Annotated in this window: 15 protein-coding genes and 1 pseudogene; 6 read left to right on the top strand and 10 right to left on the bottom strand. The window is 43.5% G+C overall.

The features are described from left to right. Window positions 1-34: 34 nt before the first annotated feature. Window positions 35-1,363, bottom strand: a complete 1,329-nt coding sequence (locus NYE43_RS18840) for an arsenic transporter (protein ID WP_101864992.1) — start codon at window positions 1,361-1,363, stop codon at window positions 35-37. Window positions 1,364-1,573: 210 nt separating this feature from the next. After that, the gene (alsR, locus tag NYE43_RS18835) at window positions 1,574-2,482 is read right to left on the bottom strand and encodes an acetoin biosynthesis transcriptional regulator AlsR (protein WP_059292399.1); all 909 of its coding nucleotides are present in this window, start codon (window positions 2,480-2,482) and stop codon (window positions 1,574-1,576) included. 158 nt (window positions 2,483-2,640) lie between these two features. Here alsR and alsS point away from each other — a divergent pair, with 158 nt between their 5' ends. The 3 genes from alsS (at window position 2,641) to NYE43_RS18820 (ending at window position 5,809) form a co-directional block, all read left to right on the top strand. Further along, on the top strand, window positions 2,641-4,353 hold the full coding sequence (gene alsS / locus NYE43_RS18830) for an acetolactate synthase AlsS (RefSeq protein WP_024123079.1): 1,713 nt from the start codon (window positions 2,641-2,643) through the stop codon (window positions 4,351-4,353). Between the two features lie 62 nt (window positions 4,354-4,415). Continuing rightward, the gene (gene budA, locus NYE43_RS18825) at window positions 4,416-5,183 is read left to right on the top strand and encodes an acetolactate decarboxylase (RefSeq protein ID WP_024123078.1); all 768 of its coding nucleotides are present in this window, start codon (window positions 4,416-4,418) and stop codon (window positions 5,181-5,183) included. Window positions 5,184-5,281: 98 nt separating this feature from the next. Further along, the gene (locus NYE43_RS18820; RefSeq protein ID WP_341062401.1) at window positions 5,282-5,809 is read left to right on the top strand and encodes an NAD(P)H-dependent oxidoreductase; all 528 of its coding nucleotides are present in this window, start codon (window positions 5,282-5,284) and stop codon (window positions 5,807-5,809) included. Between the two features lie 41 nt (window positions 5,810-5,850). On the opposite strand, the gene NYE43_RS18815 is transcribed toward NYE43_RS18820, so the two are convergent. The 8 genes and pseudogenes from NYE43_RS18815 to NYE43_RS18780 all read right to left on the bottom strand — a co-directional run bounded on the left by NYE43_RS18815 (window position 5,851) and on the right by NYE43_RS18780 (window position 12,612). Then, window positions 5,851-6,147: a DUF3892 domain-containing protein gene (locus tag NYE43_RS18815; protein ID WP_106295346.1), complete on the bottom strand. Its 297-nt coding sequence runs from the start codon at window positions 6,145-6,147 to the stop codon at window positions 5,851-5,853. Window positions 6,148-6,312: 165 nt separating this feature from the next. After that, complete coding sequence (locus NYE43_RS18810) at window positions 6,313-6,849, bottom strand: SH3 domain-containing protein (RefSeq protein WP_341062396.1); 537 nt, start codon at window positions 6,847-6,849, stop codon at window positions 6,313-6,315. A 108-nt stretch (window positions 6,850-6,957) separates the two neighbouring features. Continuing rightward, window positions 6,958-7,875, bottom strand: a complete 918-nt coding sequence (rbsB, locus tag NYE43_RS18805) for a ribose ABC transporter substrate-binding protein RbsB (RefSeq protein WP_341062394.1) — start codon at window positions 7,873-7,875, stop codon at window positions 6,958-6,960. Between the two features lie 11 nt (window positions 7,876-7,886). Beyond that, window positions 7,887-8,858, bottom strand: a complete 972-nt coding sequence (gene rbsC / locus NYE43_RS18800) for a ribose ABC transporter permease RbsC (protein WP_024123073.1) — start codon at window positions 8,856-8,858, stop codon at window positions 7,887-7,889. A 1-nt stretch (window position 8,859) separates the two neighbouring features. After that, on the bottom strand, window positions 8,860-10,341 hold the full coding sequence (locus NYE43_RS18795) for a sugar ABC transporter ATP-binding protein (protein ID WP_341062392.1): 1,482 nt from the start codon (window positions 10,339-10,341) through the stop codon (window positions 8,860-8,862). A gap of 14 nt (window positions 10,342-10,355) precedes the next feature. Next, window positions 10,356-10,752 (bottom strand): annotated as a pseudogene (rbsD, locus tag NYE43_RS18790) (D-ribose pyranase). Beyond that, window positions 10,749-11,630, bottom strand: a complete 882-nt coding sequence (rbsK, locus tag NYE43_RS18785) for a ribokinase (RefSeq protein WP_341062390.1) — start codon at window positions 11,628-11,630, stop codon at window positions 10,749-10,751. The pseudogene rbsD and the gene rbsK overlap by 4 nt, the downstream one beginning before the upstream one ends. Next, window positions 11,623-12,612 carry a LacI family DNA-binding transcriptional regulator gene (locus NYE43_RS18780; RefSeq protein WP_101861395.1) on the bottom strand — a complete coding sequence of 330 codons (990 nt, stop codon included), beginning with the start codon at window positions 12,610-12,612 and terminating at the stop codon, window positions 11,623-11,625. The genes rbsK and NYE43_RS18780 overlap by 8 nt, the downstream gene beginning before the upstream one ends. Window positions 12,613-13,410: 798 nt before the next feature. On the opposite strand from NYE43_RS18780, the gene pgsB reads away from it, so the two are divergent. From pgsB to pgsA, 3 genes are read left to right on the top strand one after another with little or no spacing between them, the layout of a single operon-like run. After that, the gene (gene pgsB, locus NYE43_RS18775) at window positions 13,411-14,592 is read left to right on the top strand and encodes a poly-gamma-glutamate synthase PgsB (RefSeq protein WP_019715925.1); all 1,182 of its coding nucleotides are present in this window, start codon (window positions 13,411-13,413) and stop codon (window positions 14,590-14,592) included. Window positions 14,593-14,606: 14 nt separating this feature from the next. Continuing rightward, a complete protein-coding gene (pgsC, locus tag NYE43_RS18770) occupies window positions 14,607-15,056 on the top strand; it encodes a poly-gamma-glutamate biosynthesis protein PgsC (protein ID WP_010332116.1) in 450 nt (149 codons plus the stop codon). 18 nt (window positions 15,057-15,074) lie between these two features. Then, window positions 15,075-16,217 (top strand): capsular polyglutamate synthetase PgsA, encoded by a 1,143-nt coding sequence (pgsA, locus tag NYE43_RS18765; RefSeq protein WP_101865001.1) that lies wholly within the window; start codon window positions 15,075-15,077, stop codon window positions 16,215-16,217. The last annotated feature ends 13 nt before the right edge of the window (window positions 16,218-16,230 follow it).

The raw sequence follows: 16,230 nt of genomic DNA, 5'->3' as shown, positions 1-16,230 counted from the left end.
AATAGCAGAAGGCAGTTTTTTATTTCATACACTGCTAAAGAAATAACCAACTGATCCAAAAATATAAACATGTTAACGTAAAAAGAACAGTCAGCGGAATGATTAAAATGGTTGTTTTTAAATATTCACCCCAAGAAATACTTTCATCATGCTGTTTTAAAATATGCATCCAAATAAGTGTTGCTAATGTTCCTATAGGTAATAATAAGGAACCAATATCACTGCCAATAATATTTGCCAAGTAGATGATTTTTGCTGTTGAAGGATTCAGGCTCATTTCTGTTAAAGTAAAAGTACTGATCATTAAAGCCGGATGGTTGTTGAATAGATTCGAAAAAACAGAGGTAGAGATACCTGATACAAAAGTAGCGTAGGAGAGGCTTCCAGAAACTATCGGTTTGAAATGATTTACAATTAATTCAGTAAATCCTATATTGTGCAGTCCATAAATGAGGACATACATAGTAAAAGCAAAAATAAAAATGTGCCAAGGTGCCTTGAAGAACAAGTCTCTGGGAGAGGTTTTGAAATAAACCCATCTCCAGGCCAAAAGGATAATTGATCCGATGACAGCGACAAGAGGAACGGAGATACCGGTATATGACGCGGCAAATAAGCTGATTCTGACGAGAAAAACAAATGCGAGTACAAATAACATTATCTTTGTTTGATTTCGTTCCGGTATCGGAGCTGATGGCGAATGAAGGGGATGGTACCTTCTGTGTCGCAGAGACTGAAAATGGTTCGGTATATCCGGCAGGCTTTTAGGAAGACGTTTATAAAAGAAAATAAACAGTAGACAAGCCATAAAAATGAGTCCCATCATACTAGGGACAAACATCATGGCAGTGTGCAAATATAAATCCATTCCAATCATTTTGAGAGAAATTAAATTTACAATATTACTTACGCCGATCGGTGCGCTGGAGGCTGTAGCTATTAAAACGCCGCTTATGAGATAAGGGGTTTTTTGATGTTTTTTCAAACCTAAATATTTTAAAACCAGCAAAAGGATGGGGGTTGTGATCAAAACGCTCCCATCATTATTTAGGAAAATGGTCATTAAAAAGCAAAGTGAATTGGTTAACCAAAAAAGCTTGATGCCTGATCCCCTGGATTGTTGGAGCAGCTTTGCAGCCACCCAATAAAAGAACCCAAAACTTTCTAATGCAATGGCCATGATCATAGTGGCAAGAATTGTGACCGATGCACCCGTGACTTTTGATCCTATTTCTCCTAAGTCGGTCAATGACACACTTCCGCATAATAACACCATTAAAGCGCCTATTGTCGCGGGGATAGCTTCATTTAATCCTTTCGGCCTCCAGAAAATAAAAATCATTGTTATGAAAAAAGCGAGCAATGTTAATATACTCGTGAACTGTGTAATATATTTCACCTCTCTATCTATCATTCTAAAATCAAACGATTGTCATACGCTTACTAGTATCCTTGCCAACTATTTGTACTGTATGTATACGTATACTGATATGAAGTTGTACTAAGCGATTATATTATATTAATTAAAATTCCATGAGAATCCCAAAAGAAAAAAGAGTTTGCAAGTATCATTTCAGGTACTTGCATCACTCTCTTTAGTTCTTAACTGCTGACAATTTGAAATATTAATAAATTGCTTCAAAAGCGGATTTTGATTGTCTTTGCGATAGGCGATAACCCATTCGGCATTCAGCTGTATTTTATCTATTGTTCGATAAGTCACATCCAAGTTAAATAATTTTTTAGCTGAGGAAGGTACAAATGTAATCCCGATGCCAGCGCTGACTAATCCAATGACCATTTGATATTCAGTCGCTTCTTGTACAATGTTTGGCTTAAAGCCAGCCTGCTCACAAAATTGGATGAAATCAACGTATAAAGTAGGCCATGCTTCCTTGGCTACAGTAATAATCGGTTCATCTCTCAAATCTTCAATTGTAATGGCTTCCTTAGATGTTAACGGATGTTGTTTAGGCAAAGCTAAAACACAAGGGCTGCTTTGGGCGATTTCAGTATGCAATGCTGTGTGCTGTAAAGGAGGATGAAGTATACCAATATCAATGTTGCCCTTTAGCAGCTCCTCTTGCTGCCTAAACGAGGATATTTCACGTAATTCTATTTTTACTGATGGGAATTTTTTACGATATTCCCGGACAATCGGCGGCAGAAATTCATATGTAGCTGATCCGACAAAACCGATAACGAGATGGCCGTGCTCGCCGCGAGCAGTCCGCTGTGCCAATTCAATCGCTTGATCAATTTGCATCAAAGCCGTGCGGCAGTGATTTAAAAATATTTCTCCGGCTGCGGTTAGTTCCACAAATCGTTTTGTCCTCTTCAGAAGCGTCACCCCGACTTCTTTTTCCAGCTGTTTGATCTGCTGGCTGAGAGGAGGCTGTGTCATGTTCAGCCGAAGCGCAGCTTTCCCGAAATGAAGCTCTTCGGCAACTGCGATAAAGTATTGAAGGTGGCGAAGCTCCATCAATCATGCATTCCTTTCTTAGGTTAATAATTCGTAATACATATTAATCATAAGTCGAATTGATATTGGAGGTCAATTTCCAAAGAGTGTATAGTGAAACGTATCACAAGATTTATTTAAATTTTTATGTTTAAAATGCATAATAAGGAGTGAGGGTGTTGACAAAAGCAACAAAAGAACAAAAATCCCTTGTGAAAAACAGAGGGGCGGAGCTTGTTGTTGATTGCTTAGTGGAGCAAGGTGTCACACATGTATTTGGCATTCCAGGTGCAAAAATTGATGCGGTATTTGACGCTTTACAAGATAAAGGGCCTGAGATCATTGTTGCACGGCATGAACAAAATGCGGCATTTATGGCGCAGGCTGTAGGCCGTTTAACTGGAAAACCGGGAGTCGTTTTAGTCACATCAGGACCGGGTGCTTCTAACCTGGCAACGGGACTGCTGACTGCAAACACTGAAGGTGACCCTGTCGTTGCGCTTGCTGGGAACGTTATCCGTGCCGATCGTTTAAAACGGACTCATCAATCATTGGATAATGCGGCGTTATTTCAGTCGATTACAAAATACAGTGTAGAGGTTCAAGACGTAAAAAACATACCGGAAGCTGTTACAAATGCATTTAGAGCAGCGTCAGCAGGTCAGGCTGGGGCCGCTTTTGTGAGCTTTCCACAAGATGTTGTGAATGAAGTCACAAATACCAAAAACGTGCGTGCAGTGGCAGCGCCAAAACTTGGCCCTGCACCTGATGATGCAATCAGTGCGGCTATCGCAAAAATCCAAACAGCAAAACTTCCTGTTGTTTTAGTCGGAATGAAAGGCGGAAGACCTGAAGCGATTAAAGCGGTTCGCAAGCTTTTGAAAAAGGTTCAGCTTCCATTCGTAGAAACATATCAGGCTGCCGGGACTCTTACAAGAGAGTTAGAGGATCAATATTTCGGCCGTATCGGTTTATTCCGCAACCAGCCGGGCGATCTGCTGCTTGAGCAGGCTGATGTTGTTCTGACAATCGGCTATGACCCAATTGAATACGATCCGAAATTCTGGAATGTCAATGGAGACCGGACGATTATCCATCTGGATGAGATTCTGGCTGACATTGATCATGCTTACCAGCCTGAGCTTGAATTGATCGGGGATATCCCATCTACTTTGGATCATATCGAACATGATGCTGTAAAAGTGGATTTTGCGGAACGTGAGCAAAAAATCCTTTCTGATCTAAAAGAATATATGCATGAGGGAGAGCAGGTGCCTGCAGATTGGAAATCAGACAGACTGCATCCTCTTGAAATCGTTAAAGCATTACGAAATGCAGTCGATGATAACGTCACAGTGACATGCGATATCGGTTCACACGCGATTTGGATGTCCCGTTATTTCCGCAGCTATGAGCCGTTAACATTAATGATCAGTAACGGTATGCAAACACTTGGTGTTGCGCTTCCGTGGGCAATCGGTGCTTCATTGGTGAAACCGGGAGAAAAAGTCGTTTCTGTCTCTGGTGACGGCGGTTTCTTATTCTCGGCAATGGAGTTAGAGACAGCGGTGCGCTTAAAAGCTCCAATTGTACACCTTGTATGGAACGACAGCACATATGACATGGTTGCATTCCAGCAATTGAAAAAATACAATCGTACATCTGCAGTCGAGTTCGGAAACATCGATATCGTGAAATATGCGGAAAGCTTCGGGGCAACCGGTTTACGTGTCGAATCACCAGACCAGCTGGAAGATGTTCTGCGTCAAGCCATGAATGCTGAAGGCCCTGTTATCATTGATGTCCCAGTTGACTACAGTGATAACGTTAATTTAGCGAGTGACAAGCTCCCAAAAGAATTTGGAGAACTGATGAAAACAAAAGCTCTCTAGCACTCTGCGCACCAAGACACTGTTTTCGAAGAACAGCACATTACTAAAGGAGTGAAGGGAATATGAAACAAGAAAGCAACATTCAAATGCTGAGCCGCGGCAAAAAAGAACAGCCCGTTAGCCAAATTTATCAAGTATCAACAATGACTTCTCTTTTAGACGGAGTATATGACGGCGATTTTGAACTGTCAGATATTCCGAAATACGGAGACTTCGGTATCGGGACTTTTAACAAGCTTGATGGAGAGCTGATTGGATTTGACGGCGAATTTTACCGTCTTCGTTCCGACGGCACTGCGACACCTGTGCAAAGCGGAGACCGCTCTCCGTTTTGCTCATTTACGTTCTTTACACCGGATATGACGCACAAAATTGATGCGAAAATGACACGTGAAGAATTTGAAAAAGAAATCAACAGCATTCTGCCAAGTAAAAACCTATTTTATGCCATCCGTATTGACGGATTGTTTAAAAAAGTGCAGACAAGAACGGTAGAACTGCAAGAAAAACCATATGTGCCAATGATTGAAGCGGTTAAAACACAGCCGATTTTCAACTTCGACAACATCAGAGGCACAATCGTTGGTTTCTTGACTCCTGCTTATGCGAACGGAATCGCCGTTTCTGGCTATCACCTGCACTTCATTGACGAAGGGCGAAATTCAGGCGGACACGTCTTTGATTATGTGCTTGAGGATTGCACGGTTACGATTTCTCAAAAAATGAACATGAATCTCAGACTTCCAAATACACCAGATTTCTTTAATGCCAATCTGGATAACCCGGATTTCGCCAAAGATATCGAAACGACTGAAGGAAGCCCAGAATAAAAAAAGCAAGCCCGCACATGTGCAGGGCTTGCTTTTTATTTGGCACTTTACCTGATTTTAGTTAAAATAACATTAAAATGATAAAGGTGTGGGTCTAATTGAAAATACTGGTTTTGGCTGTTCATCCTCAAATGGAAACCTCAGTCGTCAATAAGGCGTGGGCAGAGGAATTAAGTAAACATGACAATATCACTGTACGGGAGCTTTATAAGGAATATCCGGATGAAGCCATTGATGTTGCCAAAGAGCAGCAGGTATGCGAGCAATACGATCGGATTGTGTTCCAATTCCCGCTTTATTGGTACAGCTCACCGCCGCTTCTTAAAAAATGGCAGGATCTTGTGCTGACATACGGCTGGGCCTTCGGGTCAGAAGGGAAAGCTCTGCATGGCAAAGAGCTGATGCTGGCTGTTTCCACAGGAAGCGAAGCGGAAAAGTATCAGGCGGGCGGAGGGAATCATTATTCAATCAGTGAGCTCCTGAAGCCGTTTCAGGCGACAAGCAATCTGATTGGCATGACATATCTCCCGCCATATGTGTTTTATGGCGTGAAATACGCAAATGCTGAGGATATTGCGATCAGTGCAAAACGGTTAGCTGATTATATCCAGCAGCCTTTTTCTTAAAAAAGAAACGCCCTGTCCGGAATGGGACAGGGCTTTCTCTATTAAAAATCGGGTAATTCAGATAGGTTATTATCCTTTATGCCGTCTGGTTCACTTCTTAAAATGTCACGTCCGTATTTATGAAATACATCAACGTGAGCGATCTTTCCCGCTTTTGCTTCTGATAGCGCAGTGGGATAGTCCAGTTCTCTTCCTGTGTTCGTTTTCACCGCGATAATATTGTCTTCCTCATTTCTTCTGACCGCGATAATTTCTTCTTTTCCGGACGTATCAACTGGCTGATCGATATTTGTTTGTTTGGATTTATACGATTCATATGTAGCTTCAAATTGATCCATTTTTCCACCTCCATCCTTTAACGTAAACAAAAATGCTGTTGATCATGTATAGATTTCGACACGGCATACGACAATATTTCCTGAGAAATATTTTGAATGCGACAATTCAATCCATAATTAGCGAAGAAAAAAGGGATTCCGTTCTGTAAACGGAATCCCTTTCGGTTATTTTGTCATTTGCAGGTCCTTTGTTTTGATATAACCTGTCTTACCGCCGTAATCTACATAGACCCAATCAAAGTCAAAGCCGCCTTTTTTTGTTTTACTCCAGCCTAAAAAAGATACGCTTGTGTTAGCCGGGAGTGTCTTGATGCTTTTTCCTTCAGCAGATGTATATGCTTTCGTCTTTGTTTTGGTTTTTACCGTTGTCGCTGCCTTTACAATGTAATGAGTGGAGACAAAGCCTGTCTTTCCGTTTTTGTAATGAACCTTTGCCCAATCAGCGTTTGAAAACGAAATGAGCTTTAAGCTGTCGCCCAGATGAAGGGTGTCGGCTTTAGCGCTTGTAGCGGAGGCCTTTGTTCTGACATTCAGAGCCTCTGCTGAAACCAAGTAGGAATCAATCGGATAGCTGTATAAATCATCAATGCTTACGTTTGTTTCTGGCTGTTGTGCATGAATTGTGTTTGCGCCGCCTGCAGAAGCCGCAGTTATTCCGGCTGCAAGTGCAAGTGTAGACAGTATTTTCGTGGGTTTGTTCATTGCGTTCCTCTCCTCACATAAGAGAAATAATCATTTCTATTATTCCTTTCACGTTTTGGCCGGTCGCTAAACATAAAAAAGGATCAGATAAAGATCTGATCCTTTGCATTATTTTTTCGTTTCCAGTTTCAGAGGCGCTGATATTGTTTTCTTAACTTTCTTTCCATGTAAAATCTGATCCGCTGCTTCCGTTGCCAGTTTACCGATCAATTCAGGCTGCTGAGCGACAGTGGCTGAGAGCTTACCGTCTTTAATCGAAGAAATCGCATCCTTATTTCCGTCAAAACCGACGACTAAAATATCTTTGCCGGAGCTGTTAATCGCTTCGAGAGCTCCAAGCGCCATTTCATCATTATGAGCGAAAACCGCTTGGATATCCGGGTGTCCTTGGAGCAGGTTTTCCATGACAGTCAGGCCTTTAGTGCGGTCAAAGTCAGCTGATTGTTTTGTGACAACGTCCAGCTTTTGATCTGCGATTTTGTGAAAGCCTGAACCGCGTTCCCGTGTAGCGGAGGCACCCGGAACGCCTTCAAGCTCCGCCACCTTAGCACCTTTTCCAAGCTTGTCTGCGATGAACTCTGCGGCTATTTCTCCGCCTTTTACATTGTCTGAAGCCACGAGGGTTTCTATTTTGCCTTGTTCAGCGGACCGGTCGATTGAGACGACAGGCACACCAATCGAATTTGCAGACTCTACTGCCGTTGAAATAGCCGAAGAATCAGTTGGATTGATTAACAGGGCATCAACGCCTTGCTGAATTAAGTCCTCCACATCACTTGTCTGCTTGGAGGAATCATTTTGTGCATCGACGATGATGACTTTCATTCCGCGCTTTTCCGCTTCTTTTTCAATTCCCTTTTTTAAAGAAACAAAAAAGGGATTGTTAAGCGTTGAGATCGACAAGCCGATGGTAAATTCCTTTTTCTTATCTGAGTTTGACGGCTTCGCCCATTGGGGAGGCTCAAGCGAACAGGCGCTCAATACAAACAGTGACAGCGCCAAAATGACGGATACAGCCTTTTTCATGTAAAACCCTCCTATGCTGACTTTTTGCGGTCTAATAATACCGCGATTAAAATGACAATCCCTTTAACAACCAGCTGATAAAATGATGAGACGCCAAGCAGGTTGAGTCCGTTATTGAGTGTGCCGATAATCAGCACCCCGATTAACGTTCCGACAATGCGCCCGCGGCCCCCGGAAAGACTCGTTCCGCCTAAGACAACCGCCGCGATGGCATCCAGTTCATATGATTCTCCAGCTGTCGGCTGTGCTGAGTGGAGACGGGAAGTCAAAATCGCGCCGGCAAGGGCGGATAATAGACCGGCTAAAGCATAAATCATGACTTTTACACGTGTGACTTTTATGCCTGAGATGAGTGCCGCTTTTTCATTGCCGCCAATTGCGTATGTCCGGCGCCCGAACGGCGTTTTGTGAAGCAGCACCCAAAGGATAACAAAGGCGAGAACCATTGTAATTGCAGGTACTGGAATTCCTAAGAAATAACCGCGGCCGAACAGCTGAAAGGCATAGTTAGTGCCAAGCCCTGTGATCGGGTTTCCGTCTGTATACACAAGAGTAAGTCCGCGGAAGACAGTCATGGTCGCAAGCGTCGCGATAAAAGGGGCCATTTTCCCTTTTGTGATTAACAGTCCGTTGATCATCCCTAGAAGAGCGCCGATCAGACAGCCTATGATGACGGCGAGAATCGGGTCGACACCAGATACAATCATACCCGCGACTAAGGCGCTGGACAGGGCGAGAATAGCCCCGACAGAAAGATCAATGCCGCCAGTTAAAATAACGAAGGTCATGCCGAATGCGATCAATCCGTTAATTGCCACCTGCCGAAGCAGGTTTAAAATATTCAAAGGCTCAAGGAAGCTCGGGTTTAAAATCGATACGATCATAACGAGAATAAATAAACCGAGAAACGGGCCGAGCTTCTGCATGACGCCATCGAAGTGAATCTGTTTTTGTTTTGTTTGCTTCAGTTGTTCCGTTTTCATGTTACCGCCCTCCCGTGGCAAGTGTCATAATTCGTTCTTGTGTCGCTTCACTCGCTTCGATGTCTCCGCTGATTCTGCCTTCATGGACGACGATGATTCTGTCACTCATCCCGAGTATTTCCGGCAGCTCTGATGACACCATAATGATGCCGACACCGCGTTCAGTGAGCTCATTCATCAGCGTATAGATTTCCCGTTTCGCGCCCACATCCACGCCTCTTGTCGGCTCATCCAATATGAGCACTTTTGGGCCGATACCGATCCATTTGGCAATCACGACCTTTTGCTGGTTGCCGCCAGACAAATGGCGCGCGTGCGTTTCTGGTGAAGCCGTTTTGATGGTCAGGCGTTTTATGAGAAGGTCTACAAACTCTGCTTCCCGCTTGTGATCAATGATGCCCTTTGGAGAAAAACTGGCCAAATTGGGCAGCGCAATATTTTCCCGAATCGATGTGTCGAGCAGCAGTCCTTCATCTTTGCGGTTTTCCGTAATAAAACCGAGCCCTTTTTTCACAGCATCATACGGATTTTTAATAGCAGTCTTTTTTCCTGCAATCCAAATCTCACCCGAATCGAGCCGGTCAATGCCGAACAGTCCTCTCATCATTTCGGTTCGTCCGGCTCCCATTAAACCGGAAACGCCGACAATTTCACCTGAACGGACATAAAAGCTGATATCTTCAAAGCTTCCTTTTGAGGAGGCGTTTTTCACCTCAAATATTTTGTCTCCGAGTGAAGGGACGCGTTTAGGATACCGTTCCGTCAACTCACGTCCGACCATTTTTTTCACGACCTCGTCAAAATTGGTTTCTGAAATGTTTGTTGTATCAACGGTTTTTCCGTCACGCATAATGGTGATTCTGTCGCAAATCGTAAAAATTTCTTCCATTCGATGTGAAATGTATACAATGGAAACACCGTTCTTTTTTAAAGCCGTAATGACGTCAAACAGCTTGCTGATTTCCCGTTCAGTCAAAGCCGCGGTAGGTTCATCCATAATGATTACCTCGGCATTGGTCATGAGCGCTTTTGCGATTTCAATCATCTGCTGCTGTCCGACGGAGCATTCACCCGCTTCTTGATCAAGTGAAAGAGAGACGGATAGTTTATCAAATTGTTCCTTTGCTAGCGCTTTCATTTTTCCGGTTTGTAAAATACCAAATTTCGTTGACATTTCTTTTCCGATAAATAGATTCTCAAGTACGGACATGTCCGGCCAGATATTCAGTTCCTGATGGATGAAGGCGATTCCGTGCTGCTCGGCTTCCTTTGGGTTGGAGAAATACGTCTCGTTACCATTTATGGTGATCCGTCCTTTGTCCAGTTTGTGCAGACCAGTCAGGATGTTCATCAGGGTGGACTTGCCGGCGCCGTTTTCTCCCATCAGTGCGTGAACTTCGCCGGGCTTGAGCTGAAAGGACACACCTGAAAGCACCTGGTTTTTTCCGAATGCTTTATGAATGTCATTCATTTCGATTTGCATATCGGTCCTCCTTTCTAGAAAAGCACACCCGCCTGCAGGATGCAGTTGGCGTATGGTGTGAATTCTCCTGTTCGTATGACAGCTTTAGCTTCTTTAGTCAGCTCCTTAAATTCCTCGTGGGGAAGGCAGTCAACTGCCTCTTCAGAAAAAAGGGTTTCTATAAAACTCGCATTTTCTGGATTGGATACCTTTATTTCGGATGCGACAATTACTTTTTCAACCGCCATTTCATCTGCCAGCACTGCGGTTACATCCCGGAAAGCCGGGAAACCCGGCTTCAGTGAGAGATCAATTTTCAGCACGCCGTCAGGAACGGGCAGCCCTGCATCAGCGATAACAATTTTGTCAGTATGGCCAAGGTCAGCCAATAGCTTGGCCATACTGACTGTTCAGTATACCGTGTTTTTTCATGACAGCAGCTCCTCTACTTCTTTTCTGGACGGCATTCCGCCTTGAGCGCCGAAAGAACCTACAGATAGGGAGGCGGCGCGGTTTGCGAACCGTAATGCAGCTTCAATATCTTTTCCCTCCGCCATGGCCACTGCAAGAGCCGCGTTAAACGTATCACCCGCCCCGGTTGTATCGACAGGCTCAACAGGGAAGGAAGGAATGATCCGCTCTTTGCTGCCGGATGAATAGCGTACGCCTTGTTTGCCTTCAGTGATAAAGAGCTTCGCCGGATAAAGCGCCAATGCTGCAGAAACCGTCAGCTCCGGAAATAAGATCGCCGCCTCATGTTCATTCGGCGTAAGATAGGTGGCATGGTCAATGGTTTCCTGCTTCAGCGGGCGGGCCGGTGCCGGGTTAAGCATGATCGGGATGTCGTGAGAATGGCAGTATCTGCACACCTCATCAACCGTTTCTTCCGGGATTTCCTGCTGAATCAGAACCATATCGATATTTTCAAGCTTTTCAAGAGCGTCTATCGCATAAGATGGGGTGATCTCATCATTCGCACCTTTAACGACGACAATACTGTTATCACCTTCGGCAAGCACGATGTGGGCGGTGCCGCTTTCTTTATGTGTAACCGGTTCCATATAGTCGGTGCGAACACCGTTTGCTTTTAAATTATTCATGATGGCTGTTCCATAATGATCGTCACCAACCTTGCCAATCATAAAAACATTGGCGCCGAGTCTGGCGGCGGCAACAGCCTGATTCGCGCCTTTACCGCCCGGCACAGTTTGAAATGAAGTACCCAGTATGGTTTCGCCCGCGTTTGGGCGTTTGTCTGAGGTGACCACCAAATCCATAGAACAGCTTCCAATTACACAAATATTACGCATCGTTTTCTTCCTTTCTTGTCGTGTTTCTTCTTATATACATGACGGGCATTTGAATCGCCGTTTCTGCGAGAGGCTGTTTTTTTATGATGCTCAAAAGAAGTTTAGCCGCTTCTTTACCCATGTCATATGCCGGCTGTTTAATCGTTGACAGCGGCGGAAACAGCAGCTCGCTTTGGGGAATATCATCGTAGCCGATAATTTGAATATCCTCGGGCACTTTTTTTCCGCGCCGCAAAGCTTCATGCAAAACAGCCGCTGCTTGAATGTCATTACTGGCAATTACCCCGTCTGTCTCAGGATATAAGACAAACAGCTCCTTTGCCAGTGCCTGTGCATCCTTAAAAGAAAAGGACGCCGTCTCGATGATCTGAAAATCAACACCCGCCTGCTGTAATACCTCTAAAGCGCCGTGAAAGCGGTCTTGGGCAGTCGGCAGGTGAGCAGGGCCCTTCAGGAGCGTAATGTGTTTGCTTTTTCCATGAACAATTGCTTCCGCTGCTAATTTTCCTCCGGTATGTCCGTCACTGGATACAGAAGGAGCGCCTTCAGGTGTTCTGTCCAGGAAAACGACTGGCTGATCAATGCCGCTGTATTCCTCAAGATGCGGATAATTTGTTGCAGCAATAATACCTGCGACATGATTTTGTTTAAAGGTTTGAAGGTATTCAAGTTCTTTATTTAATTCCTCGTCACTGTTGCCGAAAATAAGCCGATAGCCTTCCCGGTTCAATTCATCCTCCACGCCGCGGGCAAGCTGGGGGAAGAAAGGGTTTGTAATGTCCGGAAGCAAAAGCCCGATCAGCCTGGATTCTCTTTTATAAAGAGACCTGGCGACTTCGTTCGGATAATAGTTCAGCTTCTCCATGGCGGCCATCACACGTGTTCTCGTTTCTTCATGGACATAGCCGTTGTCATTCAGGACGCGGGAGACCGTTGCAACTGAGACGCCCGCGGCTCCCGCGACATCTTTAATTGTAGCCAACACAGCTCCTCCTCATTTGTGTAACCGTTTACATAGATAGATTATCATGAACATTCCTTTATTGGCAATAAGAAAAAAATAAAACATGGCGATATAGCAAACCGAACTGTAAATGGTGTATAAATATGAGAATTTAAAGATATTCACGCTTTTTTTGACAAAGTCTTCACAAATCTGGATGAACATTTCATGAACGAATATTAAGTTTTATTAAAATTGTTTCAAAGTCATGCGATTAGACCTGTAAATAGGATGAAACAGATTAGACTATCCGCCCAGAAAATGTTTAATTATGTTAGAGAACCTGGACCTGTTTGTTTGCCGTTTTTATTGCAGGGGCCATTAGTCAATTTGGAATGGGCCTAATATTGTCTATTCCGTGCAGAAAGGATGACATTATGACCTTATCCTTAAGAAACAGGCAGAAATAATTTTATGTTCATAAGAACCGGAAACACGCATTGTATCAGCAAAAGCCTGATATACCGGGCCTGAAAAAAGATTGATTTGAAATGCATATTAAACTGAACATTCAAGGTGTGACTAAACGTCCAGAAGGAAATCATTTGGTAAATGAAAGCGCATTCGTTTTTAGTATTAAAAAAATCGATAAGATGTAAGTCCTGTCGATTTCCAAAAATAGAGAACACTTTGTAGGTACAAAATCTCTTTCAAAAGAGAAGTTTGGCTCAGTAGATTAGGGGAGATTATGTTACATAATGCCGATTGAGAATTCATAGTGATTCTATATACTGATGAATGAATTTACAACAATATAGAAGGAGATGTCGATAAGCAATGTGGTTACTCATTATAGCCTGTGCTGTCATACTGGTCATCGGAATATTAGAAAAACGGCGACATCAGAAAAACATTGATGCCCTCCCTGTTCGAGTGAATATTAACGGCATCCGAGGAAAGTCCACTGTGACAAGGCTGACAACCGGAATATTAATAGAAGCCGGTTACAAAACTGTCGGAAAAACGACAGGAACGGACGCAAGAATGATCTATTGGGATACACCGGAGGAAAAGCCGATTAAACGGAAACCTCAGGGACCGAATATCGGCGAACAAAAAGAAGTCATGAGAGAAACGGTAGAAAGAGGAGCTAACGCCCTCGTCAGTGAATGTATGGCCGTTAATCCGGACTATCAAATTATCTTTCAGGAAGAACTTCTTCAAGCTAATATCGGTGTCATCGTAAACGTGCTGGAAGATCATATGGATGTCATGGGGCCGACGCTTGATGAAATTGCAGAAGCGTTTACCGCTACTATTCCTTATAATGGCCATCTTGTCATTACAGATAGTGAATATACCGAGTTCTTTAAACAAAAAGCCAAAGAGCGAAACACAAAAGTCATCATTGCTGATAACTCGAAAATTACTGATGAATATCTTCGTAAATTTGAATATATGGTATTCCCTGATAACGCTTCTCTCGCATTGGGTGTGGCTCAAGCACTCGGCATTGATGAAGAAACAGCGTTTAAAGGAATGCTGAATGCGCCGCCAGATCCGGGAGCAATGAGAATTCTTCCGCTGATCAGTCCGAGCGAGCCTGGGCACTTTGTTAATGGGTTTGCCGCAAACGACGCTTCTTCTACTTTGAATATATGGAAACGTGTAAAAGAAATCGGTTATCCGACCGATGATCCGATCATCATTATGAACTGCCGCGCAGACCGTGTGGATCGGACACAGCAATTCGCAAATGACGTATTGCCTTATATTGAAGCAAGTGAACTGATCTTAATCGGTGAAACAACAGAACCAATCGTAAAAGCTTATGAAGAAGGTAAAATTCCTGCAGACAAACTGCATGATCTAGAGTACAAATCAACGGAAGAAATTATGGAATTGTTAAAGAAAAGAATGCACAACCGTGTCATATATGGCGTCGGCAACATTCATGGTGCCGCAGAGCCGTTAATTGAAAAAATCCACGAATATAAGGTTAAGCAGCTCGTAAGCTAGGAGGAAATGCAGACATGTTCGGATCAGATTTATACATTGCACTAATTTTAGGTGTACTACTCAGTTTAATTTTTGCGGAAAAAACAGGGATTGTGCCGGCAGGGCTTGTTGTACCGGGGTATTTAGGACTTGTGTTTAATCAGCCGGTCTTTATTTTACTCGTATTATTAGTCAGTTTGCTCACCTATGTCATTGTGAAATTCGGTTTATCCAAGTTTATGATTTTGTATGGACGCAGAAAATTCGCTGCCATGCTGATCACAGGGATCGTCCTGAAAATTGCCTTTGATTTTCTATACCCGATTGTACCATTTGAAATCGCAGAATTTCGAGGAATCGGCATTATCGTGCCAGGTTTAATTGCCAATACCATTCAGAAACAAGGATTAACAATTACTTTCGGAAGCACGCTGCTATTAAGCGGAGCGACCTTTGCTATCATGTTTGTTTACTACTTAATTTAATGTAAGGTGTGTCAAACGATGAAAAAAGAACTGAGCTTTCATGAAAAGCTGCTGAAGCTGACAAAACAGCAAAAAAAGAAAACCAATAAGCACGTATTTATCGCGATTCCGATCGTTTTTGTCCTCATGTTTGCTTTTATGTGGGCAGGCAAAGCAGAGACGCCAAAGGTTAAAACCTATTCAGATGACGTTCTTTCAGCCTCATTTGTAGGCGATATTATGATGGGGCGCTATGTTGAGAGAGTAACGGAACAAAAAGGGGTAAGCAGTATTTTTCAATACGTTGAGCCTATCTTTAAAGCATCAGACTACGTAGCCGGAAACTTTGAAAACCCTGTAACTTATAAAAAGAACTATAAAGAAGCAGAAAAAGAAATTCATCTGCAGACAAACAAGGAATCCGTAAAAGTCCTGAAGGATATGAATTTCACGGTCCTTAACGGCGCGAATAACCATGCCATGGATTACGGCGCACAGGGCATGAAAGATACACTTGAAGAATTTTCGAACCATAACCTCGATATCGTTGGGGCTGGATACAGCTTGAGCGATGCGAAAAAGAATATCTCATATCAAGAAGTAAATGGGGTAACAATCGCAACCCTTGGATTCACGGATGTATCCGGCAAAGGTTTCGCGGCTAAAAAGAATACACCGGGCGTGCTTCCCGCAGATCCGGAAGTCTTTATCCCTATGATTTCAGAAGCGAAAAAACATGCTGATGTCGTAGTTGTACAGTCACACTGGGGACAAGAGTATGATAATGATCCGAATGACCGTCAGCGCCAATTGGCAAGAGCTATGTCTGATGCAGGTGCCGATATCATCGTCGGCCATCACCCGCACGTCCTTGAACCGATCGAAGTCTATAACGGGACCGTCATTTTCTACAGTCTGGGGAACTTTGTGTTTGACCAAGGCTGGACAAGAACCAGAGACAGTGCGCTGGTGCAGTATCATTTGAAGAAAAACGGAACGGGACACTTTGAGGTAACGCCGATTGATATCCATGAAGCGACACCTGCCCCGGTTAAAAAAGGCAGTCTGAAACAGAAAACAATTATTCGCGAACTGACGAAAGACTCTAATTTCGCATGGGAAGTAGAAGACGGAAAACTGACTTTTGATGTCGATCACAGTGACAAACTAAAATCTAAATAATGGAGTGATATAA

The organism is Bacillus sp. FSL R5-0434, from assembly GCF_038004745.1.
GTDB classification, from domain to species: Bacteria; Bacillota; Bacilli; order Bacillales; family Bacillaceae; genus Bacillus; species Bacillus halotolerans.
Note: the sequence above shows the minus strand (reverse complement) of the source record. Positions and strands in the feature narration are given on the sequence as shown.

Coding starts and splice junctions, on each gene's coding strand:
- pgsC (WP_010332116.1), top strand. CDS start 14,607: ATGTTCGGATCAGATTTATACATTGCACTAATTTTAGGTGTACTACTC.
- NYE43_RS18815 (WP_106295346.1), bottom strand. CDS start 6,147: ATGGATCAATTTGAAGCTACATATGAATCGTATAAATCCAAACAAACA.
- NYE43_RS18795 (WP_341062392.1), bottom strand. CDS start 10,341: ATGCAAATCGAAATGAATGACATTCATAAAGCATTCGGAAAAAACCAG.
- rbsB (WP_341062394.1), bottom strand. CDS start 7,875: ATGAAAAAGGCTGTATCCGTCATTTTGGCGCTGTCACTGTTTGTATTG.
- pgsA (WP_101865001.1), top strand. CDS start 15,075: ATGAAAAAAGAACTGAGCTTTCATGAAAAGCTGCTGAAGCTGACAAAA.
- rbsC (WP_024123073.1), bottom strand. CDS start 8,858: ATGAAAACGGAACAACTGAAGCAAACAAAACAAAAACAGATTCACTTC.
- NYE43_RS18810 (WP_341062396.1), bottom strand. CDS start 6,849: ATGAACAAACCCACGAAAATACTGTCTACACTTGCACTTGCAGCCGGA.
- rbsK (WP_341062390.1), bottom strand. CDS start 11,630: ATGCGTAATATTTGTGTAATTGGAAGCTGTTCTATGGATTTGGTGGTC.
- budA (WP_024123078.1), top strand. CDS start 4,416: ATGAAACAAGAAAGCAACATTCAAATGCTGAGCCGCGGCAAAAAAGAA.
- pgsB (WP_019715925.1), top strand. CDS start 13,411: ATGTGGTTACTCATTATAGCCTGTGCTGTCATACTGGTCATCGGAATA.
- alsR (WP_059292399.1), bottom strand. CDS start 2,482: ATGGAGCTTCGCCACCTTCAATACTTTATCGCAGTTGCCGAAGAGCTT.